Raw genomic sequence first — 24,082 nt, 5'->3', positions numbered from 1 at the left:
GAAATAGCTAATCGAATCCTTGCCGGTGTTGCCAGATGCAAATTAGCAACGATAAAAAGAGACCTCATGAAATATCTTGGAATAATGTGATCTGACGCATGCAGTTATTTAGACAAAGATGTCTAACTTTTGCGATATTGTTGTACCTCTTGGTTTCGTGATGTTCTTGCAGCTTTGGTTGAAAGTTAAGTTATTGTTTTTAAGCAATTTAGTCACTTGATTCAGAATAAGATGGTTGGCATTGTGACCACAGGAGATGTCTAGCAGTGATCTATAAATCGGTGGCTGATCGACTCAGGATCAGGGTAAACGGTGCCGAGTGCCGGGTGGGAGATGTGTTGCCCGGCGAAAAAGCGCTGGCAGAACAGTATGGCGTCTCCCGCATGACCATTCGCAAAGCGGTAGACATGTTGATCGAGTGGGGATTGGTCGAGCGGCGCCACGGCAGCGGCACCTATGTGACAAAAAAGGATGTCCAGCATGAGACCAAAGGGCTGAGCGGGTTTACCGAACTGATGCGCGAGCAGGGGCGCACTTTGACCAGCCAGGTGTTGGAATTTCGCACCATGCCTGCGCCACCGGCCATCGCCAGTCAGCTGAGGGTGAAGGTGAATGAACCCGTCTATTACTCCAGCCGGATCCGCTCGGTGGATGGTCGGGCTCTGCTGCTGGAAGAGAGCTATATGCCGGTCAGACTGTTTCGCAATCTGTCGGTCGCCCATCTGGAAGGGTCCAAATTCGACTACATCGAACGGGAGTGCGGCATCGCGATTGCGGGCAACTATGAGTGCTTCAGCGCCGTGCTGGCGGATCGGGCTACTGCCGAGCTGCTCCATATCGAGCAGGGGGCCCCTATCCTGCGGCTCACCTCACTCTCATACAGCGAGAGCGGAGAGTTCCTCAACTACTCCATCATGTTCCGTAATGCCAACGACTATCACGTTGACTACCACCTCCACCGTGCCCGCGGTTAGTGCCTGGCTGATGAGGCAGCGTGTCGTTGAAAGAGGGGAGAGCCTGCGAGGGAGGCATTGGCCATAACTCCTCCCTCGGCCCATGCAGATCAAAATAATCAACTCAAATGTTAGTTATCCTTGCTGCCGGATCCGGATGTAGGCAGTGGGGGATGCATGAGCGTGATTGAAGCGATAACCATGGTGGCCGGTATGGTTTATCTGGTGTTGTTGGCGTGGCAGGTGCGCACCGGCTGGCCGGGGCGTCTTGCGCTCGGCCTGCTGGGGCTGGTCTGGTTGCTGGCGGCCGACAGCCTGCTCTGGCTCGCACTGGGGACGGTCACCGCCGTGCTTGCCCTCCGGCATCAGAGGCGGCCGCTGCCCGTGTTCGGGGCGATCGACAGTCAGCAGTTGCGGGCAGGCACTCGCCATCTGCTGCTGCTCTGCTGGGGGCTGGTCACAGTGCAATACAGCCTGCATATCTGGCAGTTGGGACAGGGGATGAGCCCCTGGCTGGTGCGCCCGGACGTGGTGGATGCCTTCCTGCCCATCGCCGGTGGCCTCGGGCTGCGGGCCTGGTTCGCGCAGGGGTTGGTGGATCCCCACCATCCGGCAGCCACCGTCACCGTACTGGTACTCTCCCTGTCGGCCCTGCTGCTGGGGCGGGCGTTCTGTGCCTGGTTCTGTCCGCTCGGGCTGGTGGGGGAATGGCTACATGGCCTGCGCCACCGGTTGCTGCCGGGGGAGTGGAGCCCGCCGCGCTGGCTGGATCTTGCCCTGCGCACCCAGAAATTTCTGGTGCTCGGCTTTCTGCTCTTCATCATCCTGCTGGCGGTGCCGGCTGCTGCCCTGCCCGGCTACTTCACCAGCCCCTACCATCAGGCGGCGGACATGAAGATGGGAGCCTTCTTCTTCAACCTGACCCTGATCTCGGGTCTGTGCCTCGGCTGGGTGTTGCTGCTTACCGCGACCTTTCGTCAGGGATTCTGCCGCTACCTTTGCCCCTATGGCGCCTGGCTCGCCCTGCTGGGGCTACTGACGCCGCTGCGCATTCGCCGCGACCCGGCCCGCTGCCTGCGAAGCCTGGGTCATGACTGCGACAAGTGCAGCCGGGCCTGTCCATCGCGCATTGCGGTGCACCAGCTTATCGCAGTTCGCAACCTGGAGTGCACCGGCTGCCTGAGCTGCGTGGCCGCCTGCCCCAAGCGGGCCGAGGCCCTGCACCTTGGCAGCAAGGTGAAGCGGCTTGCACCGAGCCGTTTGCTGGTGCTGCTCTGCCTGTTGCTGCTGGTGCTGCCGTTGCTCGCGTATGGCCTGCTGGAGATCTGGGTCAGCCAGACGCCGCTGGCGATACGGGCTCACCTGCTGCAACTGTTGCCACAGCTGACCCATTAACCGGGGAGGGTGACTGTGTGACCATGGCGCAAGGTCACAGGGTATGCACATGGACACCCTCGGGTGTCCGTTTTCTTATTCGGGCGGGTGTGGGTTGAGGGGGGCAGTGCAGACCGACTGGCTTACAGGCTGGCGAAATCTACTTCCGGCAAGTTTTCAAAGCCGGGGCGGGCAAACAGATAGCCTTGCATCAGGCTGACGCCCATCTCCCGCAGGCAGGCCATCTCTTCGCGGGTTTCGATCCCCTCCGCCAGCGGGGTGATCTGCAACTCGGCAAACAGCGCCAGACAGTGGCGCACTATGGCTTGTCGGGTCGGGTCCTGGTCGATGCCCCGCAGCAGGTGCATATCGAGCTTGACGATGTTGGGGTGAAAATCGGCCAGCAGGTTGAGGCCCGAGTAACCGGCGCCAAAGTCATCGATTGCCGTCTTGAAGCCGAGGGCCTGATAGTGATCGACGATGCCGCGAAGATGCTGGCTATCCTGCACCTGCTCCACCTCGGTCAGCTCGAACATGATCTGCTCGATGGGGAAGTGGTGTTCGCGGGCCGCCTGCAGGGTGGTGCGGATGCAGCGTTCCGGACGGTAGACCGCATTGGGCAGAAAGTTGATGCTCAGCATGCCCCGCATATCGAGCCGGGCGGCCAGTGCGATGGCCTTGATGCGGCACAGCTGGTCGAAGCGGTAGCGATTGCCATCGTTGACCCGGGCAATCACGCTCTGCGCCGGTTCGTTGTTGATCCCCCGTACCAGCGCCTCATAGCCGAATATGGTGCGCTGGCTGCAATCGACGATGGGCTGGAAGGCCATGGTGAAATCGAAGTCGAGCTCGGCTTTCTCCTGACACAGCTGGCAGATGGCGGGGGACGGGGCGGCAGGTATATCCATGACTCTCCTCTCGGGGCGTGGCGGCGCTGGGCACTGTCTCAAATGATAACAGCTCATTACCCCCCTGTAGGTTCGATTAGCGCAGCGTAATCGGACGATCGAGAGGCTTTGATTACGGTTGTTGCCGTGATTCAGGGGCGGCCAGCCGTAGGGGGAAGTGCGGCTGGCCGTGATAGCGGGAGAATCCATTTACGCGAACGTCCGATTACGCCTGACGGCTAATCGAACCTACGAGTTGCCCCCTTCTCCCCTTGCGGGAGAAGGGTTGGGGATGAGGGGGCGTAATGCCAACCCAAGGTCAATGTTGAGCTTCTCGATGTTCGGCACCGACCGGCATGCTCCGCAATCCACCGCTTTCTGTAGGTTCGATTAGCGCAGCGTAATCGGACGAACGAGAGGCTTTGGTTGCGGTTGTTTCCGTGTAACAGCGTCGGCCAGCCGGAGGGGGAATTCGACTGGCCGTTATGGTGGGAGAATGGATTTACGCGAACGTCCGATTACGCCTAGCGGCTAATCGAACCTACGAGCAGGTGCCCCTGTAATTAATTGTCAATTGTTCTCGCCTCTTCAAGCAAAGTGAAAATTTTATTAATACTTATGTTGTGTTTTTCATCTAGTTCTTTAAGGTCATTTTTTGCTACATCAAGAAGATATTGTGAGACCTTTCTTTTTTTATCAATAAAGGACTCTTGTATGGTTGCTGCTATGCGTTCTAGAATACCACCAATATCTCTCCCTTCATTCTCCACAAGCTTATTTAGCTCTATACAAGCAGATAAGTACTGAAATTGTGTTAGCAACACGTTATCTCCGACACCTCTAGTATCCCAGAGTCTTTCTTCAACAAATCGCAGCGATACTTCATGACCCAAATGACTAATTTTAATGTGTTTAATGCAGTCAGCTATGCTCGCTTTGACCGTTTCTAATTGTCCATATAGTTCATCCGTAGTTTTATCTACTTCTGAATGTAATACATGAAGATTATCTATTTTTGAATTGAGTTGAATCACTACGCTTTTAATTTCACTGTTTATGCTTTCCTGGACATTATGGATCTTTTTAATTTGACTTATTTCTCTCTCGGAAATAAGTGCTGATACTTCATCAAGAATACTTTTTTTATCTTTTTCGTGGAGTTTGAAGTTTGACCACCATCCAAAACCTAGAAGCAATGCTAATATCCCAAAAACAGAACCAAGAGACCAATAAACAGTATCTAAAATTTTCTCATGAAACTCCTTCATGATTTTATTTTCTATCTTTAACTCCTCGAATTCTTTTAATTTATAAACCGTTTCTATATCAACTGATGGTGTAGTAGTTATATTTATAGTGCTATCTTTATGGTTTTCAACTGATGTTGCAGATAATAATGCGAATATGAATAATATGATTTTGCTCATATGTGACTCTGGAAAGTTATTAGTAATATTAATTTATCTTTTTTGTTTATATTCGGTCAAACAAAAACGGCGCCTTAACGGCGCCGTTTTTTATATCACTGATTCAACCAACATCACTGCAATAGGGAGATATCCGCGACTTGCAGGAACAGGTTGCGCAGGTTGTTCAGCAGTGCCAGACGGTTGGCCTTGAGGGCTTCGTCGTCGGCCATCACCATCACCTCGTTGAAGAAGGTATCGACCGGCTCGCGCAGGGCGGCCAGACGGGTGAGGGCAGCCTGATAGTCACCGGCGGCGAACAGCGGGGCCAGTTCGGCTTGCAGTTCGGCAACCTGGGTGGCCAGAGCCTTCTCGGCGGCATCGACCAGCAGTTCCGGTTTAACGGCAGTCGGCAGTTCGCCTTCGACCTTGGCCAGAATGTTGCTCACGCGCTTGTTGGCGGCAGCCAGTGCCAGTGCGGCATCCAGCGTGCGGAAGTGGCTGACGGCCTTGACGCGACGATCGAAGTCGAGCGGACGGGTCGGGCGGCGGGCCAGTACGGCCAGCACCACGTCGGCACCGATGCCTTCGTCCTGATAGGCGGCGCGGAAGCGGCCCAGCATAAAGTCGACCACGTCGGTAACGACGGTCTTGTTGGTCAGCTTGTCACCGTAGACGCGTACCGCTTCTTCAACCAGTTCAACCAGATCCAGATCCAGCTGCTTCTCGGTCATGATGCGCAGGGCACCGATGGCGGCGCGACGCAGGGCGAACGGGTCCTTGTCACCCTTCGGCAGCATGCCGATGCCGAAGATACCGGCCAGGGTGTCGAACTTGTCGGCCAGCGCGACGGCGCAAGCAACCAGACCGGACGGCAGGGCATCACCGGCAAAGCGCGGCATGTACTGCTCGTTGAGGGCCACGGCCACCGCTTCGTCTTCGCCATCGTGACGGGCGTAGTGCATCCCCATGACACCCTGGGTGTCGGTGAACTCGCCGACCATGTTGGTCATCAGGTCACACTTGGAGAGCAGACCGGCACGCTTGGCCTGAGCTACGTCGGCACCGATACGTTCGGCGATAAAGCCGGCGACGGTCTCGATGCGCTCGACCTTGGCCTTGACGGTACCCAGCTGTTGCTGGAACAGCACGGTTTCAAGGCGCGGCAGGCGGGAGGCCAGGGTCTGCTTGAGGTCGGTCTTGAAGAAGAACTCGGCGTCTGAGAGACGGGGGCGAACCACCTTCTCGTTGCCGCTGATGATCTGGCTCGGGTCTTTGGACTCGATGTTGGTGACGAAGATGAACTTCGGCAGCAGCTTGCCGTTCTTGTCGTAGACCGGGAAGTACTTCTGGTCACCCTTCATGGTGTGAACCAGCGCTTCAGCCGGCACGGCCAGGAACTTCTCTTCGAAGTTGGCGGTCAGCACTACCGGCCACTCGACCAGTGCGGTCACTTCTTCCAGCAGGGCGTCGTCCAGATCGGCAACGCCACCGAAGGCGGCAGCGGCCGCTTCGACGTCAGCCTTGATCTTGGCCTTGCGCGCCATGAAGTCGGCAATCACCATGCCGCGCTCCTGCAGGATCTGCGGGTACTGGCTGGCGTTGTCGATGGTGAATTCGCTCTCGCCCATAAAGCGGTGGCCGCGGATGGTGCGGGCAGAGTCGATACCCAGAATGTGGGCGGGGACCAGCTCGCCATCCAGCAGCAGGGTCACGGTGAAGACCGGACGCACGAACTGGATGGTCTTGTCGCCCCAGCGCATCATTTTCGGGATCGGCAGCTTGGCCAGTGCGGAGGCAACCAGCTCACCCAGCAGATCGACGGCCGGACGGCCTTCAACCTTGGCGGTGTGAACCAGCCACTCGCCCTTGTCGGTGACCAGGCGCTCGGCCTGCTCAACTGTGATGCCGTTGCCACGAGCCCAGCCTTCGGCAGCCTTGGTCGGCTTGCCTTCGGCATCGAACGCCTGCGCTACGGCCGGACCGCGCTTCTCGACGCTCTTGCTCGGCTGTTCGCCGGCCAGCTCGCTTACCTTCAGCGCCAGACGGCGCGGTGAGGCAAACCACTCGACGTCGCCGAAGGCCAGATCGGCCTTGGTCAGTTCGGCTTTGAAGTTGTCGGCAAAGGCTTCGGCCAGGGAGCGCAGGGCTTTGGGCGGCAGCTCAGCAGTACCGATCTCTACCAGAAATGTATGTTGTGCCATGTCCGTTCCTTAACCTTGCTTGTTCTCACTGCGCTGACACATAGGGAAGCCCAGCGCTTCGCGGGAGGCGTAGTATGCCTCGGCCACGGCCTTGGTCAGGGTGCGAATGCGCAGGATGTAGCGCTGACGCTCGGTGACCGAGATGGCCTTGCGGGCATCCAGCAGGTTGAAGGAGTGAGCGGCTTTGAGGATGCGCTCGTAGGCAGGCAGCGGCAGCGGTTTTTCCAGTGCCAGCAGATTCTGGGCTTCCTTCTCGTACTGCTCGAAGCAGTGGAACAGGAACTCCACATCGGCGTGTTCGAAGTTGTAGGTGGATTGCTCCACTTCGTTCTGGTGGAACACGTCGCCGTAGGTGGTCTTGCCCAGCGGGCCGTCAGACCAGACCAGATCGTAGACGCTGTCCACGCCCTGAATGTACATGGCCAGACGCTCGAGACCGTAGGTGATCTCGCCGGTAACCGGCTTGCACTCGAGGCCGCCAACTTGCTGGAAGTAGGTGAACTGGGTCACTTCCATGCCGTTCAGCCACACTTCCCAACCCAGACCCCAGGCACCCAGAGTCGGGTTTTCCCAGTTGTCTTCCACGAAGCGGATGTCGTGGATCTCGGGATCCATGCCCAGCTCTTTCAGGGAGCCCAGATAGAGTTCCTGAATGTTGTCGGGGGAAGGCTTGATGATCACCTGGAACTGGTAGTAGTGCTGCAGGCGGTTCGGGTTTTCACCGTAGCGGCCGTCAGTCGGACGGCGGGACGGTTGCACGTAGGCGCAGGCGATGGGCTCCGGGCCCAGGGCACGCAGACAGGTCATGGGGTGGGAAGTACCGGCACCCACTTCCATATCCAGCGGCTGAATGATGGTACAGCCCTGGCGGGACCAATAGTCCTGCAGCTGCAGGATCAGGCCCTGAAAGGTTTTGACATCGAATTTTTGCATAATTTTTTTCGCGCGAAGTGAAAATCAGAGCAAGATTTGCTGAATGTGAACCGAGGGAGTATACCGTCTGGCATGGTCGGATAATAGGCGAAATTGCAGCGGATTCGCGGGATGGTGCTGCGCTCTGGCTGGTCGGGCGGGATGTCCGGTATATGATGTGAGCAGTGCCGCCTGCAGAGTGGGCAGGGTCGGGCAAACCGCTGAAATAGCGAGGGAGAGGAAATGGAACTGCGCTGCGCTTGGGTGACCAGGGACCCGGAATACATCGAATACCATGACAAACAGTGGGGCAGGCCGGTCTATGACTCGCGTGAGCTGTTTGCCAAGCTCTGCCTCGACGGCCAGCAGGCGGGGCTGTCGTGGATCACCATCCTCAAGCGCACCGAGAGCTACTACCGCGCCTATGTCGACTTTGATCCGGTGCAGATTGCCCGCTTCGACGAGCAGGATGTGGAGAGGCTGATGCAGGACAGCGGCATTATCCGCAACCGGCTCAAGGTGCAGTCGATCATCAGAAATGCCCGCGCTTATCTGGCGTTGCAGGAGCAGGGGATCGACTTCGCCGACTACCTGTGGGGCTTTGTTGGCGGTGCCCCCATCGTCAACCAGCGGCAGGGCAACGGCGATATTCCGGCGACCTCACCGGAGTCGGATGCCATGTCGAAAGCGCTCAAGAAGCTCGGCTTCAACTTCGTCGGCAGCACCATCTGTTACGCCTTTATGCAGGCGGTGGGGATGGTGAACGATCATCTGGTCAGCTGCCCTTGCCACGCCGAGTGTCAGTTACCGCGCTGACAGCCCGCCGATTGGCCAAAAAAACACCACTCTCGCCATCTGTTCAGGCTTGCGTCAGACAATGGCGTGCCAGCGCGTTACAATCCGGCCCCCGGCATGGTGCCGGATTGTTTTCACAGAGGTTTTTTCATGCGAGCCAAGATCCTGGTGCCTGCTCTGGCACTGACCGTTGCCCTGAGCGGCTGTACCACCAACCCCTACACAGGTGAATCCCAGACCTCCAAAGGTGCCTGGGGCGCGCTGGCTGGCGCCGCTGCCGGTGCGGCCGTAGGTGCGCTCTCCTCCAGCAAGGGTGACCGCAAGAAGGGCATCCTGACCGGCGTTGCTGCTGGCGCGGCGCTGGGTGGCGGTATCGGCTACTACATGGACGTGCAGGAAGCCAAGCTGCGCGAGAAGCTGCAGGGCACTGGCGTCAGCGTGACCCGTAATGGCAATGAGCTGATCCTCAACATGCCGAACAACGTCACCTTCGACAGCTCCAGCTCCCAGCTGAAAGCGGCCGGAGCCAACACCCTCTCCGGTGTGGCCATGGTGGTTGCCGAGTTCGACAAGACCCGCCTGAACGTGGTCGGTCACACCGACAGCACCGGTTCCCGCGATCTGAACATGAAGCTCTCCCGCGATCGTGCCGATGCCGTTGCCGCCCAGCTGATTGGTCAGGGCGTAGCAGGTAGCCGCATCTCCACCACCGGCGTGGGCCCGGATCAGCCGGTTGCTACCAATAGCACCGCCGCTGGCAAAGCCCAAAACCGCCGCGTGACCATTACCCTGACCCCGACCGCCTAAGTCGTTCAGGTTTCGGTAACGAAAAGGCCCCGCCAGTGATGGCGGGGCCTTTCTATTGGCGCCGTGGCGAGCAATGACGTCTTGTTGTTTGCTCCCTTCTCCCCTCGTGGGAGAAGGGGCGGGGATGAGGGGGATAAGCGCCTCTTAGACAGCGGCAGTCAGCTGTACTTCGACCTTGTAGCCCTCGTGGGCGAGGCGGGCTTGTACGCAGGCGCGCACGGGTGCGGTGCCAGCCGGGATCCAGGCATCCCACTGCTCGTTGAAGGCAGCGATGTCACCAATGTCTTTCAGATAGATATTGGCCATCAGAATTTTGTCTACGCCGGAGCCGTTGGCTTCCAGCAGGCGTTGCAGGCTTGCCAGCACTTCGCGGGTCTGCTGGTGGATGTCGGCCTCTTCGCTGACGGGCACTTCCACCACGTAGAGGGTGCCATTGTGGATGACCACGTCTGACCAACGCTGGGTGGTGCCAATTCGGGTAATGGTTGTCATGGAGTGCTCCGGTACAGGGGCTTATTGACCCTTGCGGATCAGATAGCGGTAGGGGGCCTGCTCTGTCTCGCTGGCGACCAGGGTGTGATCCATAAAGCGGCAGAAACTGGGGATGTCGCGGGTGGTTGAAGGATCGTCGGCGCTGACCAGCAGGGTCTCGCCATCCGCCATCAGCCGCACTTTCTTGCGAACCATCATAACGGGTTCCGGGCAACGAAGCCCGATTGCGTCCAACTCGTGAGTCGCGCCGCAGAATAAATCACTCATCTATTATCAACCTTCAACCTATTCGGCTGCCAATGATACTCAGGGCTAAAAAATAATCAAACAAACGCCCCATAAACCAGCATATGTAACCGAAATGTTATTCTGCCCTATCCAGCTTGCGCCGGACGAGTAATATAAAAATTGAACCATATTCAACAAGGAGGTGAATATGCAGGTCTCCTACGGCAGATTACAGGCCTATGCAGGCATGGGGTTCTTGTCCTTCGCCATGATAGTGATGGGCAGCCCGATCGGGAATACCGGTACCTGGTTCGGCTCCATGGTGATGGTCGGGTTGGGGCTCTGGATCGAGCTCAGCGATTACTATGACGAGGATGAGGACGAGAACGATCAATCCTGAATCGGATGGCGATTCAACAACAAAGGCGGAGCAATTCCGCCTTTGTCATTTCTGCCGTTTGGCAATGTGCCCGGATCAGCGGGTCGAGCGCATCGCCCGTTCCAGATGCAGCGCCGTCTGCTCCGGGTTGGCCTTGGGATCGTTGAAGAAGTTGCTCAGCACATCGAGGATTGCCTGCCGCATATTGGTCGGCGTCGCCATCCCCTCCGCCATGCTGGGCAGCAGGTTGTCCTGCTTTTCCGCCAGCAGGAAATCCTGATAGGAGCGGACTGCGCAGCGGTCGAACTTGCTCATGTCGGGATTGGTCAGCGCCGGGATCGACCCCTTCACCCGATTGAACTCCTCCTGAAATTGCGGCGTCATCAGCAGTTGGGCCAGATCCCCCTGCGCCTGCAGTTGGGCCGGATCCCGCTGTTTGAACATGGCGATGGAGTCAAGGTTGTAGCTGAACAGTCCGGCACTGCCCGGGCTCGGCAGACAGGCGATATCCTCACCCGGCCGGTAGTTGCCCGCGCTCAGTTCACCCTTCACCCAGTCCCCCATCACCTGCATGGCGGCGCCACCGCTCTCCAGCAGATTGGTGGCCTGATGCCACTTCAGACCGGCGTATTTTTGCGGCACATAGGCGCGCAGCTGCTGGAAGCGGGTCAGCACCCGCACCATGTCGGGGCCGGTCAGGGTGGCGCTGTCCTGCTCGAGGAACGCCTTGCGATAGAATTCTTTTCCGCCCTCACCGAGTGCCACCGTTTCAAACAGTACTGCCAGCTGCCAGGGCTCGTTGCCGATGGCGAGCGGGGTGATGCCCCGTTTTTTAAGCTGGTCGGCGACGGTGACAAACTGGGCCCAGTCGGTGGGCGGAGCCAGCTTGTTGCGCTCGAAGATCTTGCGGTTGAGCCACAGCCAGTTGACCCGGTGGATGCCGGTGGGCACCGCCATCAGGGCGCCATTCTGGCTGAGGGTGGCACGCACCATGGGCGGCATCTGACTGTACCAGCCGAGGTGTTCGGCCATCGGGCTGAGATCGCGCAAAAAGCCGAGTCCGGCCCACTCCTTGAGCTCGTAACCCTTGAGGTGGGCCGCTTCGGGCGGGTTGGCCGCCAGCGCCCGGCTCTTCAATACCGTCATGGCGCTCTTGCCGCCGCCGCCCTGCACTGCAAAGTCGTTCCACTGGTTGCCCTGTTTGGTCCACTCGGATTTGAGCACTTCGACCGCTTTCGCTTCGCCGCCGGACGTCCACCAGTGCAGTACCTCCACCTGGGAAGCGGCAACTGGAGCAGAGAGCAGGGCGATGACAGAAAAAGACAACCACTTCATAAGGTTACTGCCTTGGTAGGGAGAGCGTGGCCTGCAGGCCACCTTGCGGACGGTTTTCCAGCACCAGATCGCCGCCGTGGGCGTGGGCTATGTTGCGGGCGATGCCAAGACCGAGGCCGGTGCCAGCCTGATCGGTACTGAGCCGGTAATAGGGTTCGAAGATGCGCTCGAACTGATCGTCCGGCAGGCCGGGGCCCTCATCCATGATGAAGAGGATCAGCATCTCCTCGTCATCCATGATGATGATGCGTACCCGCTGGCCGTACTTGATGCCGTTGTCCACCAGATTGCCGATGCAGCGTTTGAGCGCCAGCAGCTTGCCGCGATAGGGCCACTTGCAGTGGCCTTCGATGGTCAGCCGCTCGTCGTGCAGGTTCATCGACTCCGCCATCTGCTCCAGCAGGGCGTTGATGTCGATCTCCTCGATATTCTCGTGAATGTCGGTCTCTTTGACCGTCTGCAGCGCCCCTTTCACCATCAGCTCCAGCTCGTCGAGATCCTTGTTGAACTTGGCGATTTGCACCTCGTCGTCGAGCAGTTCGACCCGCAGCCGCAGTCGGGTGATGGGGGTCTTGAGGTCGTGGGAGATGGAGCTGAACAGCCGCTCTCTATCGTCGATATAACGGCGGATGCGGTGCTGCATGATGTTGAAGGCGCGGGTCGCCGCCACGATTTCCGATGCTCCTTCCTCTTTGAGCGAAGGCTGATCGATATCCTTGCCCAGATTCACTGCCGCCTTGGCGAGACGGCGCAGTGGCCGGGTCTGCCAGCGCACCAGCATAAAGGTGAAGAAGCAGAGGAACACAGTCATCAGGGCGATGAAACGCACCTGGTTGCTCGGCATCACGGTATCGTCGAGGGTCATGTAGGGGGCGGGCAGCAGGGCCGCCAGATAGAGCCACTCCCCCTTTTCAATCTCGATCTGGGTCACCAGCACCGGCGGATTGAGCGGCTCCAGCGACAGGGTGTAGCGGGCCCAGGAGGAGGGGAGATCCGCCAGCAAGGTGTCGTTGTTGAAGACGTGGAGGTCATCGGGTCGGGAAAAGTCCACCTTGATCGCCATGGCGTCGGAGAGCTTGCGGGTCAGTACTCCCTGCACCTCCTCCAGCACCTGCGTCTTGCGTTCGCTGTCGGGGATGGCGTTGATGTGTATCTCTTCCTCGTTGAGCGAGACGAAGAAGCGGCTGCCCCCCATGTTGCGCAGCTGGTCCAGCGCGATATGGCGATATTGCAGCGGCAGGGATTTGAAGAAATTGACGGTGGAAGCGGCAGACATGGCGAGGTTGCGGGTGGTGCTGAGCATCCCCTCCAGCTCCCGCTTCTGGATCTGCTGCATCCAGATGCCGGTCAGAATGGTCTGGGAGAGCAGGATGGCCAGCAACAACAGCAGGATCATCCGTGACAACAGGGAGCGGGGCACCAGCGCCCCCCAGGACCACTTGTTGCTCATGGCAGCTCGTGCACCTCGGCAATCAGCATGTAGCCACTGCCGCGAATGGTCTTGATGATGCGCGGGCTCTTGCCGTTGTCGCCCAGCTTCTGGCGCAGACGGCTGATCTGTACGTCGATACCGCGCTCCATCGGCAGGCTTTCGCGGCCGCGGGTGGCATCCGAGATGGTGTCCCGATCCAGCACCACACCGGGCTGTTGCAGAAACATGCCGAGCAGCATGGCATCGCTGCCGGAGAGATCCAGCAGGCTGCCATCGTCATGGGTCAGCTGGTGGCTCAGGGTATCGAGGGTCCACTCGGCAAAACGCAGGCGGCGGCTCGGCTCTTTCTCTTTTTCCGGCTGGCGGAATTCGGCGCGGCGCAGCAGCGCCTTGATGCGGGCCTGCAGTTCACGGGGGCTGAACGGCTTGGCGATATAGTCGTCGGCGCCGAGTTCCAGGCCGATCACCCGATCCGCTTCGTCGGAGGCGGCGGTCAGCATGATGATGGGCACCTGGGAGTCACGACGGATCTGCTGGCAGAGGGTAAAACCGTCCTCGCCGGGCATCATGATGTCCAGAATAATCAGGTCCGGGCTGTGCTGGGCGAGTTGCTGACGCATCTCGTTGCCCTCCGCCGCCGTCAATACCTGAAAGCCCGCCCGGGTCAGGTACTCATTGAGCAGCTCGCGGATCTCTTGGTCGTCATCGACGATCAGCAGTTGTTTGCTCATTGACATATGTATGTGCATCCACCCATTTTTTTGTGCAGATTGAACCTGTCGGGGGAGTAAAAAGCAAGCAAGCCCCCTATCTAATGTGAGGTTTAAGGCAATAACAGCCTATTGATAAGATTAAAACGAAAAAAGGCCGACCCAAACGGGACGGCCAACAGACAGCTTCTGACCACTGACGAGCACCCCGTGTGGCGATCGTCACAGACTTGAAAAGGGGCCAGTCAGACTGGCCCCGAAAAGGGACAACTCTCAGTAGTGCATCCCGTCGATCCGGCTGGTTATCACACCCGTTCAAACACGGTGGCGATGCCCTGACCCAGACCGATACACATGGTGGCAACCCCCAGGGTGGCATCCTTCTCCTCCATCAGATTGATGAGGGTGGTGGAGATGCGGGCACCGGAGCAGCCAAGCGGGTGACCCAGCGCAATGGCGCCACCGTTCAGGTTTACCTTCTCGTCCACCAGATCCTGCAGACCCAGATCCTTCACGCAGGGCAGGGACTGGGCAGCAAACGCCTCGTTCAGCTCGAACAGGTCAATATCACCGACAGTCAGACCGGCACGCTTGAGCGCCTTCTGGGTGGCCGGCACCGGGCCGTAACCCATGATGGCGGCGTCACAGCCGGCGATGGCCATGGCACGTACCTTGGCGCGCGGCGTGAGGCCGAGGGCCTTGGCGCGATCCGCGCTCATCACCAGCATGGCGGCGGCGCCATCGGACAGCGCCGAGGAGCTGCCGGCGGTGACGGTGCCGTTGACTGGGTCAAACACCGGGCGCAGTTGGCTCAGGGTTTCGACCGTGGTCTCCGGGCGGATCACCTCGTCATAGTCGTAGAAGAAGCGGGCGCCGCTGGCGTCATGGCCTTCCAGCCCGACGATCTCCTTGGCAAAACGTCCTTCCACGGTGGCGGCGTGGGCACGGCGATGGGAGCGGGCGGCAAACTCGTCCTGCTGCTGACGGCTGATGCCGTGCAGCTTGCCGAGCATCTCTGCGGTCAGCCCCATCATGCCGGAGGCTTTCGCCACCGACTTGGCCATGCCGGGATGGAAGTCAACGCCGTGGCTCATCGGCACGTGACCCATATGCTCGACGCCGCCGATGATGAAGATATCCCCATCACCTACCTGAATGGCGCGAGAGGCGTCATGCAGCGCCTGCATGGAGGAGCCACACAGGCGGTTGATGGTAACCGCCCCCACCTGCTTCGGAATGCCGGCCAGCAGCGCGGCGTTGCGGGCGATGTTGAAGCCCTGCTCCAGGGTCTGCTGCACGCAGCCCCAGTAGATATCCTCGATCTCGTTCGGGTCGAGATTGGGGTTGCGCAGCAGGATGGATTTCATCAGGTGCGCGGACAGATCTTCTGCACGCACGTTGCGGAAGGCGCCGCCCTTGGACCGGCCCATCGGGGTCCGGATACAGTCGACAATGACTACGTCTTTCATGAATGGATCTCCTTTCCGCAATCAGTAGAAGGTTTTGCCTTGGGCAGCCATCTCGCGCAGCTTGTCGCTGACGCGGTAGAGCGGGCCCAAGTCGGCATACTGGTCGGCCATGGCCACGTAGCGATCCAGACCAATGGTGTCCAGATAGCGGAACACGCCGCCGCGGAAGGGAGGGAAGCCCAGACCGTAGACCAGCGCGATGTCGGCTTCGGCTGGTGTGGCAACAATGCCCTCTTCCAGACAGAGCACCACCTCGTTGATCATCGGGATCATCATGCGGGCGATGATGGCGTCCTTGTCGAAATCCTGCTTCGGCTTGGCAATGGGGGCCAGTAGCTCGTAGCTGGCGGCGTCAGCCACCTTCTTCGGCTTGCCCTTCTTATCCTGCTCGTAGGCGTAGAAGCCCTTGCCATTTTTCTGACCGAAGCGGTTCACTTCGTACATCACGTCGATGGCGGTGCGACCTTCCTTGCTCATGCGTGCCGGGAAGCCCTGCGCCATCACGTCACCGGCATGGTGGCCGGTGTCGATGCCGACCACATCCAGCAGGTAGGCGGGGCCCATGGGCCAGCCAAACTCTTTCTCCATCACCTTGTCGACGGCGGCGAAGTCGGCACCATCGGCGACCAGCTTGTTGAAGCCGAAGAAGTAGGGGAACAGCACCCGGTTGACGAAGAAGCCAGGGCAGTCGTTGACTACGACCGGGGACTTGCCCATGGCGGCGGCGTAGGCCACCACGCGGTTGATGGTTTCATCGGAGGTCTGCTCGCCGCGGATGATCTCCACCAGTGGCATGCGGTGCACCGGGTTGAAGAAGTGCATGCCGCAGAAGTTCTGCGGGCGCTTCAGCCCCTTGGCCAGCAGGGAGATTGGGATGGTGGAGGTGTTGCTGGCGAGCACGGCATCTTCACCAATGATCCCTTCCACTTCACCCAGTACGGCGGCCTTCACTTTCGGGTTCTCGACCACGGCTTCGACCACGACGTCCACGCCTTTGACGTTGTCATAGCTGAGGGTCGGAGTGATGGCAGAGAGCACCTGGCCCATCTTGATGCCATCGATGCGGCCCTTTTCGAGCTGGCCGTTGAGCAGCTTGGTGGCTTCGCCCATGCCAAGTGCCAGAGCCTTCTCGTTGATGTCCTTCATCACCGCCGGAATGCCCTTGCTGGCAGACTGGTAGGCGATGCCGCCACCCATGATGCCGGCACCCAGTACGGCGGCGTGGCCAGTGGCCTTGCTTGCCTGCTTGGCCGCCTTCTTGGCTAGCGCCTTGATGTGCTGATCGTTGAGGAAGATGCCGACCAGCGCCTTGGCGACATCGGTCTTGGCCAGCTTGATAAAGCCCTGTGCCTCAACGACCAGCGCTTCGTCACGGCCCATGCCAGCAGCGGCTTCGACGGTTTTCACCGCGGTCATCGGCGCCGGATAGTGTTTACCCGCCACGGCGGCAACCATGCCGGCGGCGGTGGTGAAGCTCATCATGGCTTCCAGTTTGGAGAGGCGCAGCGGCGCTTTCTTGGCGGCACGACGGCTCTGCCAGTCCAGCTTGCCCGCTATGGCGTCCTTGATCATCTGCAGCGCAGCGCTCTGCAGTGCGTCCGGGGCGACCACGGCGTCGATGGCGCCCACCTTGAGGGCGTCATCTGCACGGTAATCCTTGCCGGTGGTGATCCACTCGAGCGCGTTGTCGGCGCCGATTACCCGCGGTAGACGGACTGTGCCGCCAAAGCCCGGCATGATGCCGAGTTTGGTCTCGGGCAGGCCAATCTTGGCGCTGGTGTCAGCCAGACGGAAGTCGGTGGAGAGAATGGTCTCGCAGCCGCCGCCCAGAGCGTGTCCCTTGATGGCGGAGAGGGTCGGAACCGGCAAATCTTCGATGGCGTTGAAGATGTCGTTGGCCTTTTTCAGCCAGCCGAGCAGATCTTCTTGCGGCAGATCGAACAGTTCCAGGAATTCGGTAATGTCGGCACCGACGATAAAGGCGTCTTTGCCAGAGGTGAGGATCAGACCTTTTAGTTCACGTTCTTGTTGTAATGCGGCGATCGCTTCGCTCAGGGAGAGCAGGGTAGCGCGATCCAGCTTGTTGACTGAACCCGGGGCATCAAACCTCAGCTCGGCGATGCCGTTTTCGAGGTAGCTGACCGACAGGGTTTCGCCTTGGTAGATCATGAGAGTGTCTCCTTGTTCCCACTCAGTGGGGAGTGGTGCTCCTTAATCCCCAGCAGGGGGCGAGGCTCACTATTGATCCAAAAGGAGACATTTTCAACACCTATTTAAAACATTTGTTTAACAGATCTCGAGTAAAAGCTCTTCATCACAAAACAGGCAAAAGAGAGGCGCCTTGCGGCGCCCCAGATAGATGTGAGTTTGTTATCAACTGGCCAGTTCCGGCCTGTTGCGATACTGGTTCAGCACCTCGGGATCGGCGAGGGCATGGGTATTGTTGACCGGTCGGTTGTGTACCACTTCACGCACCGCCAGTTCGACGATCTTGCCGGACTTGGTGCGGGGGATGGCATCCACCTGCAGGATGCGGGCGGGCACGTGGCGGGCGGTGCAGTGCTGCTTTATTTGCTGGCGGATCCGCTCGCGCAGCGGCTCATCCAGCTTGCAACCCACCTTGAGCTTGACGAACAGCACCACCCGCTCGTCTTGCTGCCACTGCTGGCCGATGACGATACTCTCCTCCACCTCGTCCAGCTGCTCGACATAGCGGTAAATTTCGCTGGTGCCGATGCGCACGCCGCCCGGATTGAGGGTGGCGTCGGAGCGGCCGTAGAACAGAATGCCGCCGGTCGGGGTCAGCTCGATCCAGTCGCCGTGGCACCAGATGTTGTCGAACCGTTCGAAGTAGGCGGCATGGTACTTGTCGCCATTCTCGTCGCCCCAGAAGTAGATGGGCTGAGCCGGGAACGGCTTGGTGCAGACCAGCTCGCCTTTCTCCCCCTGCACCGGCTGACCCGCTTCGTTGAATACCTGCACCGCGAGACCGAGGCCACGCCCCTGGCTCTCGCCGCGATAGACAGGGCTGAGCGGGTTGCCGATGACGAAGCAGGAGCAGATATCGGTGCCGCCGGAGATGGAGCTGAGCTGCACATCCTGCTTTATCTGCTGGTAGACGTAGTCGAACCCCTCCGGCGACAGCACGGAGCCGGTACTGCAGATCAATCGCAAGTGCGGCAAATCGTGGCTCTTGATGGGAGCATAACCTTGCTTGTGCAGCGCATCGAGATACTTGGCCGAGGTGCCGAACAAGCTGACCTGCTCGTCGCGGGCCAGATCCCACAGCACATTGCCATCCGGATAAAACGGCGAGCCGTCATAGAGCACCAGGGTGGCGCCGGAGGCGAGCGCGCTCACCAGCCAGTTCCACATCATCCAGCCGCAGGTGGTGAAGTAGAAGATCCGCTCCCCCGGCTTGATGTCGCAGTGCAGCTGGTGCTCTTTCAGATGTTGCAGCAGGGTACCGCCGATGCCGTGCACGATGCACTTGGGTTTGCCAGTGGTGCCGGATGAATAGAGGATATAGAGCGGGTCATTGAAGGCCATCGGCTCGAACTGGAGGCTGGCGTCCGGCTGGCTCGCTAGCACTTGTTGCCAGTCGTGACCAAGCTGCAGCGGGTTGCCGAGCAGGGGGATCATCACCGTCTGCTCTATGCTGCCGATCTGGCTCACCACGCTGGCGACCTTCTGTTGAATGTCGATAGCTTTGCCGTTGTAGCGATAGCCATCCACCGCAAACAGCACCCGTGGCCTGGTCTGGCCGAAGCGCTCCACCACACTGGCCTCGCCAAAGTCGGGGCTGGTGGAGGTCCAGATCGCCCCGAGGCTGGTGGTTGCCAGCATGGCAACCACGGTGTCCGGAATATTGGGCAGATAGGCGGCGACCACATCGCCACGACCAATCCCCTGATGACGCAGCCACTGAGCCAGCCGGGCAACCTGTTCCCCCAGTTCACCCCAGCTCAGAGTGCGACTTGGGCTACCTTCGATGCGGGAGATGATGGCCGGGCTCTCGTCCTGGCGGCGCAGCAGGTTTTCGGCGAAGTTGAGGCGGCTGTCGGGGAACCAGCGAGTGCGCTGCATATCCTGACGGTTCTCCGCCACTATGTTGCCGAGCTCGCCCTTGACGCCGCAGTGCTGCCATACCAGCGGCCAGAAACGGGTGGTCTTCTCCACCGACCATTGATACAGCTGCGGGTAGTTCTGCAACTGCAAGCCGTGGAAACGGTTCACCTCCGCCATAAAACGGTAGAGGTTGGATTGCTGCATCCCGAGCGGATCCGGTTGCCACAGGCAGAGGTTGTCCATGAGTAATCCCTGACTTCATGTATCTACCGGCAGTGTATTGAATTGTTTTTGATTTGTTAATGATTGGTTTTCTGTTGATAACAAACACGTTTGTAACGTATGCGTTACCTCACGAAGCGGCAGCTTGACGGGTCGAGCCGCCAAGCGCTTGATGTTATGCTGCAATCACATTCACCTCGGAGCAGGACGCCATGAGCAGCTACAGCCAACTTTTTGCCCAGCACCTCGATACCTTGCAGCAGCGCACCCGCGACATTCTGCAACAACAGGGGCTCAGCGGACTGGCCATCCACTCCGGCCAGACTCACCGCATCTTCCTCGATGATCAGGATTACCCGTTCAAGGTAAACCCCCACTTCAAGGCCTGGTTGCCGGTGCTGGACAATCCCCACTGCTGGCTGCTGGTAGACGGGGTGAACAAACCGGTATTGCTGTTCTACCGCCCGGTTGATTTCTGGCACAAAGTAGCGGATCTGCCCAATGCCTTCTGGGTTGAGTTCTTCGATATTCGTTTCCTGACCCGGCCGGAACAGGTGGCCGACCATCTACCTGCCAACAAGCAGGAGTGGGCCTATCTGGGCGGTCATCTGGAAGTGGCCGAGCTGCTGGGGCTGACCCAGCCCAATCCGGAGGCGGTGCTCAACTACCTGCACTATCACCGCGCCTACAAGACCCCCTACGAGCTGGAGTGTCTTCGTGAGGCGAACCGGATCGGGGTACGCGGCCATATCGCCGCCAAGGACTCCTTTATGGCGGGGGCGAGCGAGTTCGAGATCAATCTGGCCTACATGAAAGCGGTCGGCCAGGGAGCCAATGAGGCGCCCTACGGCAATATCGTCGCCATCAACCGCAATGCAGCCATCCTTCACTACACCCATTTGTCTGCCTTGCGGGTGCCCGATGCGGAGCGCCACTCCTTCCTGATCGATGCCGGCGTCGATTTTCACGGTTATGCCTCCGACATCACCCGCACCTGGGCGTGGCGGCGAGGCGAGTTTGCCGATCTGATTGCTGCCCTCGACGAGCAGCAGCAGGAAATCATCAAGGAGATCAAACCGGGTCGCCGCTACAGCGAGCTGCACCTGCAGATGCACCACAAGCTGGCGCGCCTGCTGCAAGCGACCGAGTTGGTGGATATGTCGGTGGACGAGATGATCAACACCGGGGTGACCAACGTCTTCTTCCCTCACGGCCTCGGCCACTTCCTCGGTTTGCAGGTACACGATGCGGGCGGTTTCATGCAGGATGAGCGCGGCACCCATCTGGCGGCGCCCGAGCTGTTCCCCTATCTGCGCTGCACCCGGGTGATGGAGGTTGATCAGGTGTTCACCATCGAGCCGGGTCTCTACTTCATCGACAGTTTGCTGGAGCCGCTGCGTCAGGGCGAACAGGGCAAACGGGTCAACTGGAACAAGGTGGAGGCGCTGCGTCCGTTCGGCGGCATCCGCATCGAAGACAACATAGTGCTGCACGCCAATGGGGTGGAGAACATGACCAGACAAGCAGGACTCTGATGGCGGCAGCGTACTCCATTCCAGCTGCCCCGCTGGAGTTGACCGAAGAGATAAAGAAGAGTCGCTTCATTACCCTGATCGCCCACACCCCGACCGTCGAGGCGGCCAAGGGGTGGGTCAACGAGATCAAGCGCCAACATCCGACCGCTCGCCACCACTGCTGGGCCTTTGTGGCGGGCGCGCCGCAAGATAGTCAGGTTTATGGCTTCAGCGATGACGGCGAACCTTCCGGTACTGCGGGCAAGCCGATCCTGACCCAGTTGATGGGCTCGGGGCTCGGTGAAATCTGCGCCGTGGTAGTGCGTTACTACGGCGGCATCCAGCTTGGCACCGGTGGACTGGTCAAAGCCTATGGGGGCGGTGTCGGTGCCGCCCTCAAGCAGCTGCCCACCCTGCTCAAGGTGCCACGCACTCCCTCTCTCATTCACTGCGATTACGGTGACATGGGGACTGTCGAGTCGCTGATCAGCAGCCATAATGGCGAATTGCTGGCGGCCGATTACGGTCAGCAGATCACCTTGCAGGTGGCGTGGGAGTCCTCGGTTTGGGCTCAGGTAGACCGTGAATTGACCGACCGGACTCATGGGCGGGTATCCCTCAGCCCCTTAGATGGCTAGAATCCATCGCTCTTTAATTGGGGAAAGGGAGCTGTAATGCACATTCTGAGCATTATTCGCATTGTTGGCCTGCTGGTTGCGTTGTTCAGCTCGACCATGCTGTTGCCTGCACTGGTGGCCTTTGGCTATCGGGATGGTGGCGGTGCCGAGTTCGTCAGCTCTTTTCTGATCGCCCTGCTGCTCGGCGTGGTGCTCTGGTTTCCCAATCGCTATCACAAGAAGGAGATGCGCTCGAAAGAGGGCTTTCTGATTGTGGTGCTGTTCTGGACCGTGTTGGGCAGTGTGGGGGCGGTGCCCTTCATCATGAGCGATGTGCCGGACATGTCGGTCTCGGAGGCCTTCTTCGAATCTTTTTCCGGCCTGACCACCACAGGCGCAACGGTACTGACCGGGCTCGATAATCTGCCCAAGGCGTTTCTGTTCTATCGCCAGCTGCTGCAGTGGCTGGGAGGGATGGGGATCATCGTACTGGCGGTGGCCATTCTGCCACTGCTGGGGATCGGGGGCATGCAGCTCTATCGCGCCGAGATCCCGGGGCCGGTGAAGGATACCAAGGTGACGCCGCGCATCGCCGAAACGGCCAAGGCGCTCTGGTTCATCTATCTGCTGCTCACCGCGCTCTGTGCGCTGGCCTACTGGCTCGCCGGAATGACGCTGTTCGATGCGGTGTGCCATTCGTTCTCGACTCTGTCGGTCGGTGGCTTCTCCACTCACGATGCCAGCATCGGTTTCTTCAACAGTCCGGTTATCAACCTGATTACCGTGGTGTTCCTGCTGCTGGCCAGCGTGAACTTTGCGCTCCACTTTACCGTCTTCTCTCACCGTCCGGTTCGGCTCGGGCGCTACCTCTATGATTCTGAACTCAAGGTGTTCCTGGCCATTCAGGCGACCCTGGTAATGATCTGCTTTGTCGCCTTGCTGACCCACGGACACTACGCCACCTGGCAAGAGGCGCTCAACCACGGCCTTTTCCAGGCGGTCTCTCTGGGTACCACCACCGGCTATAGCACCACGACCTATGCCGACTGGCCCTCGTTCCTGCCCATGCTGCTGATGTTCTCCGCCTTTATTGGCTGTTGCGCGGGCAGTACTGGCGGCGGCATCAAGGTGATGCGTTTCATGATCCTGTTCATGCAGGGGATGCGAGAGTTGAAGCGCTTGGTTCACCCCAGAGCCATCTATACCTTGAAGCTGGGGAATAGGGCGGTGCCCGAGCGCATCGTCGAGGCGGTGTGGGGCTACTTCGCCACCTATATTATTCTCTTCTTTATGTTCATGCTGCTGTTGCTGATGACGGGGCTGAACGAAGTGACCGCATTCACCGCTGTGGCTGCGGCTTTCACCAACGTAGGTCCGGGTTTGGGAGAGGTATCAGCCAACTTCGGCAATATCTCGCCAGCGGCCCAGTGGGTACTGGTGTTGGCTATGTTGTTTGGCCGATTGGAAATTTTCACGCTTCTGGTACTGTTTACTCCTGCATTCTGGCGTAGTTGAGGTTGTTATGGACAAGATTCTGGTGCTTTATTCCTCTCGGGATGGCCAAACCCGCAAAATAGTCGATGTCATGCTGGAGCAGATGCCGGGATGCGAAGTGGTGATGCACGACCTACACACCTTGCCGATGTGTAACCTCAGCAAGTATGCCAAGGTCTTGATCGGTGCCTCTATCCGTTATGGCAACTTCCACCCCAGCCTGTTCAGCTTTATTCACGCTCATCAGGAGCAGTTGGAGGTGGCCAATGCGGCCTTCTTCTGTGTCAACCTGACGGCCCGCAAGCCAGAGAAGCAGACGCCGCAAACCAATGCTTATATGAAGAAGTTCCTGCGCCTCTCTCCCTGGAAGCCGAAAACCCTGGGTGTGTTTGCCGGTGCGCTGCAGTACTCCCGCTATAACTGGTGGCAGACTCGCATCATCCAGCTGATCATGAAGATTACCGGTGGCAGTACCGACACCAGTAAGGACATTGAATTTACCGATTGGGAAAAGGTGCGCAGCTTTGCCCGTGAATTCTGGTCAAAAAGGTAGCAGCATGATGTAAATTCAGGGTTTATTGCCCGAAACAGCCCCGCTGATGCGGGGCTTTTGTTTAATAAAGCAACGGTTGAACCCGAAAACTGCAAAAAGTGCCATTTTTTGCAGTTTTCCTCTTGTCATCCCGGCACGGCTCCCTATAATGCGCCCCTACCAGCACGGCGGAACACGCCGAACTGATGAGCCAGCTTCCTAGCGAAGTGGGCGCCGAAAGAAAAGCGAAAA

21 protein-coding genes are annotated in these 24,082 nt (G+C 59.0%); 9 read left to right on the top strand and 12 right to left on the bottom strand.

Annotated elements, in window-relative coordinates; all coding sequences use genetic code 11:
- Positions 1 to 266: 266 nt before the first annotated feature.
- Both AB5Y86_RS18850 and AB5Y86_RS18845 read left to right on the top strand, forming a co-directional pair.
- Entirely contained in the window at positions 267 to 974 is a 708-nt protein-coding gene (locus tag AB5Y86_RS18850) for a GntR family transcriptional regulator (RefSeq protein ID WP_227341655.1), read from the top strand.
- 156 nt (positions 975 to 1,130) lie between these two features.
- Positions 1,131 to 2,348 carry a 4Fe-4S binding protein gene (locus AB5Y86_RS18845; protein WP_227341654.1) on the top strand — a complete coding sequence of 406 codons (1,218 nt, stop codon included), beginning with the start codon at positions 1,131 to 1,133 and terminating at the stop codon, positions 2,346 to 2,348.
- A 122-nt stretch (positions 2,349 to 2,470) separates the two neighbouring features.
- Here AB5Y86_RS18845 and AB5Y86_RS18840 read toward each other — a convergent pair whose 3' ends face one another.
- The 4 genes from AB5Y86_RS18840 to glyQ form a co-directional block, all read right to left on the bottom strand.
- The gene (locus tag AB5Y86_RS18840; RefSeq protein WP_227341653.1) at positions 2,471 to 3,235 is read right to left on the bottom strand and encodes an EAL domain-containing protein; all 765 of its coding nucleotides are present in this window, start codon (positions 3,233 to 3,235) and stop codon (positions 2,471 to 2,473) included.
- 542 nt (positions 3,236 to 3,777) lie between these two features.
- Entirely contained in the window at positions 3,778 to 4,641 is an 864-nt protein-coding gene (locus tag AB5Y86_RS18835; protein WP_368193790.1) for a hypothetical protein, read from the bottom strand.
- A 113-nt stretch (positions 4,642 to 4,754) separates the two neighbouring features.
- Positions 4,755 to 6,824, bottom strand: a complete 2,070-nt coding sequence (glyS, locus tag AB5Y86_RS18830) for a glycine--tRNA ligase subunit beta (RefSeq protein ID WP_005339462.1) — start codon at positions 6,822 to 6,824, stop codon at positions 4,755 to 4,757.
- A 9-nt stretch (positions 6,825 to 6,833) separates the two neighbouring features.
- The gene (glyQ, locus tag AB5Y86_RS18825; RefSeq protein ID WP_005339464.1) at positions 6,834 to 7,757 is read right to left on the bottom strand and encodes a glycine--tRNA ligase subunit alpha; all 924 of its coding nucleotides are present in this window, start codon (positions 7,755 to 7,757) and stop codon (positions 6,834 to 6,836) included.
- A gap of 222 nt (positions 7,758 to 7,979) precedes the next feature.
- On the opposite strand from glyQ, the gene AB5Y86_RS18820 reads away from it, so the two are divergent.
- Together AB5Y86_RS18820 and AB5Y86_RS18815 are read left to right on the top strand one after the other, a co-directional pair.
- Positions 7,980 to 8,552: a DNA-3-methyladenine glycosylase I gene (locus AB5Y86_RS18820; protein WP_368193788.1), complete on the top strand. Its 573-nt coding sequence runs from the start codon at positions 7,980 to 7,982 to the stop codon at positions 8,550 to 8,552.
- A 129-nt stretch (positions 8,553 to 8,681) separates the two neighbouring features.
- The gene (locus AB5Y86_RS18815) at positions 8,682 to 9,338 is read left to right on the top strand and encodes an OmpA family lipoprotein (protein ID WP_005339468.1); all 657 of its coding nucleotides are present in this window, start codon (positions 8,682 to 8,684) and stop codon (positions 9,336 to 9,338) included.
- A 144-nt stretch (positions 9,339 to 9,482) separates the two neighbouring features.
- On the opposite strand, the gene AB5Y86_RS18810 is transcribed toward AB5Y86_RS18815, so the two are convergent.
- Together AB5Y86_RS18810 and tusA are read right to left on the bottom strand one after the other, a co-directional pair.
- Positions 9,483 to 9,830, bottom strand: coding sequence for a RidA family protein (locus AB5Y86_RS18810; protein ID WP_021229265.1), 348 nt, complete (start codon positions 9,828 to 9,830; stop codon positions 9,483 to 9,485).
- Between the two features lie 21 nt (positions 9,831 to 9,851).
- Positions 9,852 to 10,097 carry a sulfurtransferase TusA gene (tusA, locus tag AB5Y86_RS18805; protein ID WP_005339470.1) on the bottom strand — a complete coding sequence of 82 codons (246 nt, stop codon included), beginning with the start codon at positions 10,095 to 10,097 and terminating at the stop codon, positions 9,852 to 9,854.
- A gap of 169 nt (positions 10,098 to 10,266) precedes the next feature.
- On the opposite strand from tusA, the gene AB5Y86_RS18800 reads away from it, so the two are divergent.
- Entirely contained in the window at positions 10,267 to 10,458 is a 192-nt protein-coding gene (locus AB5Y86_RS18800) for a hypothetical protein (protein WP_005339471.1), read from the top strand.
- A gap of 75 nt (positions 10,459 to 10,533) precedes the next feature.
- Here AB5Y86_RS18800 and AB5Y86_RS18795 read toward each other — a convergent pair whose 3' ends face one another.
- The 6 genes from AB5Y86_RS18795 to AB5Y86_RS18770 form a co-directional block, all read right to left on the bottom strand.
- Positions 10,534 to 11,772, bottom strand: coding sequence for an ABC transporter substrate-binding protein (locus tag AB5Y86_RS18795; RefSeq protein ID WP_164535877.1), 1,239 nt, complete (start codon positions 11,770 to 11,772; stop codon positions 10,534 to 10,536).
- 4 nt (positions 11,773 to 11,776) lie between these two features.
- Complete coding sequence (locus tag AB5Y86_RS18790; protein ID WP_005339474.1) at positions 11,777 to 13,222, bottom strand: ATP-binding protein; 1,446 nt, start codon at positions 13,220 to 13,222, stop codon at positions 11,777 to 11,779.
- Positions 13,219 to 13,941: a response regulator gene (locus AB5Y86_RS18785; RefSeq protein ID WP_005339475.1), complete on the bottom strand. Its 723-nt coding sequence runs from the start codon at positions 13,939 to 13,941 to the stop codon at positions 13,219 to 13,221. The genes AB5Y86_RS18790 and AB5Y86_RS18785 overlap by 4 nt, the downstream gene beginning before the upstream one ends.
- 278 nt (positions 13,942 to 14,219) lie before the next feature.
- Positions 14,220 to 15,404 carry an acetyl-CoA C-acyltransferase FadA gene (gene fadA, locus AB5Y86_RS18780; RefSeq protein ID WP_368193786.1) on the bottom strand — a complete coding sequence of 395 codons (1,185 nt, stop codon included), beginning with the start codon at positions 15,402 to 15,404 and terminating at the stop codon, positions 14,220 to 14,222.
- Positions 15,405 to 17,552 (bottom strand): fatty acid oxidation complex subunit alpha FadB, encoded by a 2,148-nt coding sequence (gene fadB / locus AB5Y86_RS18775; RefSeq protein WP_201910522.1) that lies wholly within the window; start codon positions 17,550 to 17,552, stop codon positions 15,405 to 15,407.
- Positions 17,553 to 17,756: 204 nt separating this feature from the next.
- The gene (locus tag AB5Y86_RS18770; protein WP_368193784.1) at positions 17,757 to 19,694 is read right to left on the bottom strand and encodes an acetoacetate--CoA ligase; all 1,938 of its coding nucleotides are present in this window, start codon (positions 19,692 to 19,694) and stop codon (positions 17,757 to 17,759) included.
- A gap of 191 nt (positions 19,695 to 19,885) precedes the next feature.
- Here AB5Y86_RS18770 and pepQ point away from each other — a divergent pair, with 191 nt between their 5' ends.
- The 4 genes from pepQ to hemG are packed head-to-tail and all read left to right on the top strand — an operon-like array spanning position 19,886 to position 23,851.
- Positions 19,886 to 21,208: a Xaa-Pro dipeptidase gene (pepQ, locus tag AB5Y86_RS18765; protein WP_335866269.1), complete on the top strand. Its 1,323-nt coding sequence runs from the start codon at positions 19,886 to 19,888 to the stop codon at positions 21,206 to 21,208.
- Complete coding sequence (locus AB5Y86_RS18760; protein ID WP_368193782.1) at positions 21,208 to 21,825, top strand: YigZ family protein; 618 nt, start codon at positions 21,208 to 21,210, stop codon at positions 21,823 to 21,825. The genes pepQ and AB5Y86_RS18760 overlap by 1 nt, the downstream gene beginning before the upstream one ends.
- A 36-nt stretch (positions 21,826 to 21,861) precedes the next feature.
- Positions 21,862 to 23,319, top strand: a complete 1,458-nt coding sequence (locus tag AB5Y86_RS18755; RefSeq protein WP_005339482.1) for a TrkH family potassium uptake protein — start codon at positions 21,862 to 21,864, stop codon at positions 23,317 to 23,319.
- Between the two features lie 7 nt (positions 23,320 to 23,326).
- Positions 23,327 to 23,851: a menaquinone-dependent protoporphyrinogen IX dehydrogenase gene (gene hemG / locus AB5Y86_RS18750; protein ID WP_005339483.1), complete on the top strand. Its 525-nt coding sequence runs from the start codon at positions 23,327 to 23,329 to the stop codon at positions 23,849 to 23,851.
- Positions 23,852 to 24,082: the final 231 nt, after the last annotated feature.

Origin of the sequence: Aeromonas sp. s8, assembly GCF_040907785.1 — a bacterium.
In the GTDB taxonomy this organism is placed as follows: domain Bacteria; phylum Pseudomonadota; class Gammaproteobacteria; order Enterobacterales; family Aeromonadaceae; genus Aeromonas; species Aeromonas veronii.
The sequence above is the reverse complement of the archived record's forward strand: the minus strand, read 5'-3'. Positions and strand labels throughout refer to the sequence as shown.

Coding starts and splice junctions, on each gene's coding strand:
- AB5Y86_RS18845 (WP_227341654.1), top strand. CDS start 1,131: ATGAGCGTGATTGAAGCGATAACCATGGTGGCCGGTATGGTTTATCTG.
- AB5Y86_RS18840 (WP_227341653.1), bottom strand. CDS start 3,235: ATGGATATACCTGCCGCCCCGTCCCCCGCCATCTGCCAGCTGTGTCAG.
- AB5Y86_RS18835 (WP_368193790.1), bottom strand. CDS start 4,641: ATGAGCAAAATCATATTATTCATATTCGCATTATTATCTGCAACATCA.
- glyS (WP_005339462.1), bottom strand. CDS start 6,824: ATGGCACAACATACATTTCTGGTAGAGATCGGTACTGCTGAGCTGCCG.
- glyQ (WP_005339464.1), bottom strand. CDS start 7,757: ATGCAAAAATTCGATGTCAAAACCTTTCAGGGCCTGATCCTGCAGCTG.
- AB5Y86_RS18820 (WP_368193788.1), top strand. CDS start 7,980: ATGGAACTGCGCTGCGCTTGGGTGACCAGGGACCCGGAATACATCGAA.
- AB5Y86_RS18815 (WP_005339468.1), top strand. CDS start 8,682: ATGCGAGCCAAGATCCTGGTGCCTGCTCTGGCACTGACCGTTGCCCTG.
- AB5Y86_RS18810 (WP_021229265.1), bottom strand. CDS start 9,830: ATGACAACCATTACCCGAATTGGCACCACCCAGCGTTGGTCAGACGTG.
- tusA (WP_005339470.1), bottom strand. CDS start 10,097: ATGAGTGATTTATTCTGCGGCGCGACTCACGAGTTGGACGCAATCGGG.
- AB5Y86_RS18800 (WP_005339471.1), top strand. CDS start 10,267: ATGCAGGTCTCCTACGGCAGATTACAGGCCTATGCAGGCATGGGGTTC.
- AB5Y86_RS18795 (WP_164535877.1), bottom strand. CDS start 11,772: ATGAAGTGGTTGTCTTTTTCTGTCATCGCCCTGCTCTCTGCTCCAGTT.
- AB5Y86_RS18790 (WP_005339474.1), bottom strand. CDS start 13,222: ATGAGCAACAAGTGGTCCTGGGGGGCGCTGGTGCCCCGCTCCCTGTTG.
- AB5Y86_RS18785 (WP_005339475.1), bottom strand. CDS start 13,941: ATGTCAATGAGCAAACAACTGCTGATCGTCGATGACGACCAAGAGATC.
- fadB (WP_201910522.1), bottom strand. CDS start 17,552: ATGATCTACCAAGGCGAAACCCTGTCGGTCAGCTACCTCGAAAACGGC.
- AB5Y86_RS18770 (WP_368193784.1), bottom strand. CDS start 19,694: ATGGACAACCTCTGCCTGTGGCAACCGGATCCGCTCGGGATGCAGCAA.
- pepQ (WP_335866269.1), top strand. CDS start 19,886: ATGAGCAGCTACAGCCAACTTTTTGCCCAGCACCTCGATACCTTGCAG.
- AB5Y86_RS18760 (WP_368193782.1), top strand. CDS start 21,208: ATGGCGGCAGCGTACTCCATTCCAGCTGCCCCGCTGGAGTTGACCGAA.
- AB5Y86_RS18755 (WP_005339482.1), top strand. CDS start 21,862: ATGCACATTCTGAGCATTATTCGCATTGTTGGCCTGCTGGTTGCGTTG.
- hemG (WP_005339483.1), top strand. CDS start 23,327: ATGGACAAGATTCTGGTGCTTTATTCCTCTCGGGATGGCCAAACCCGC.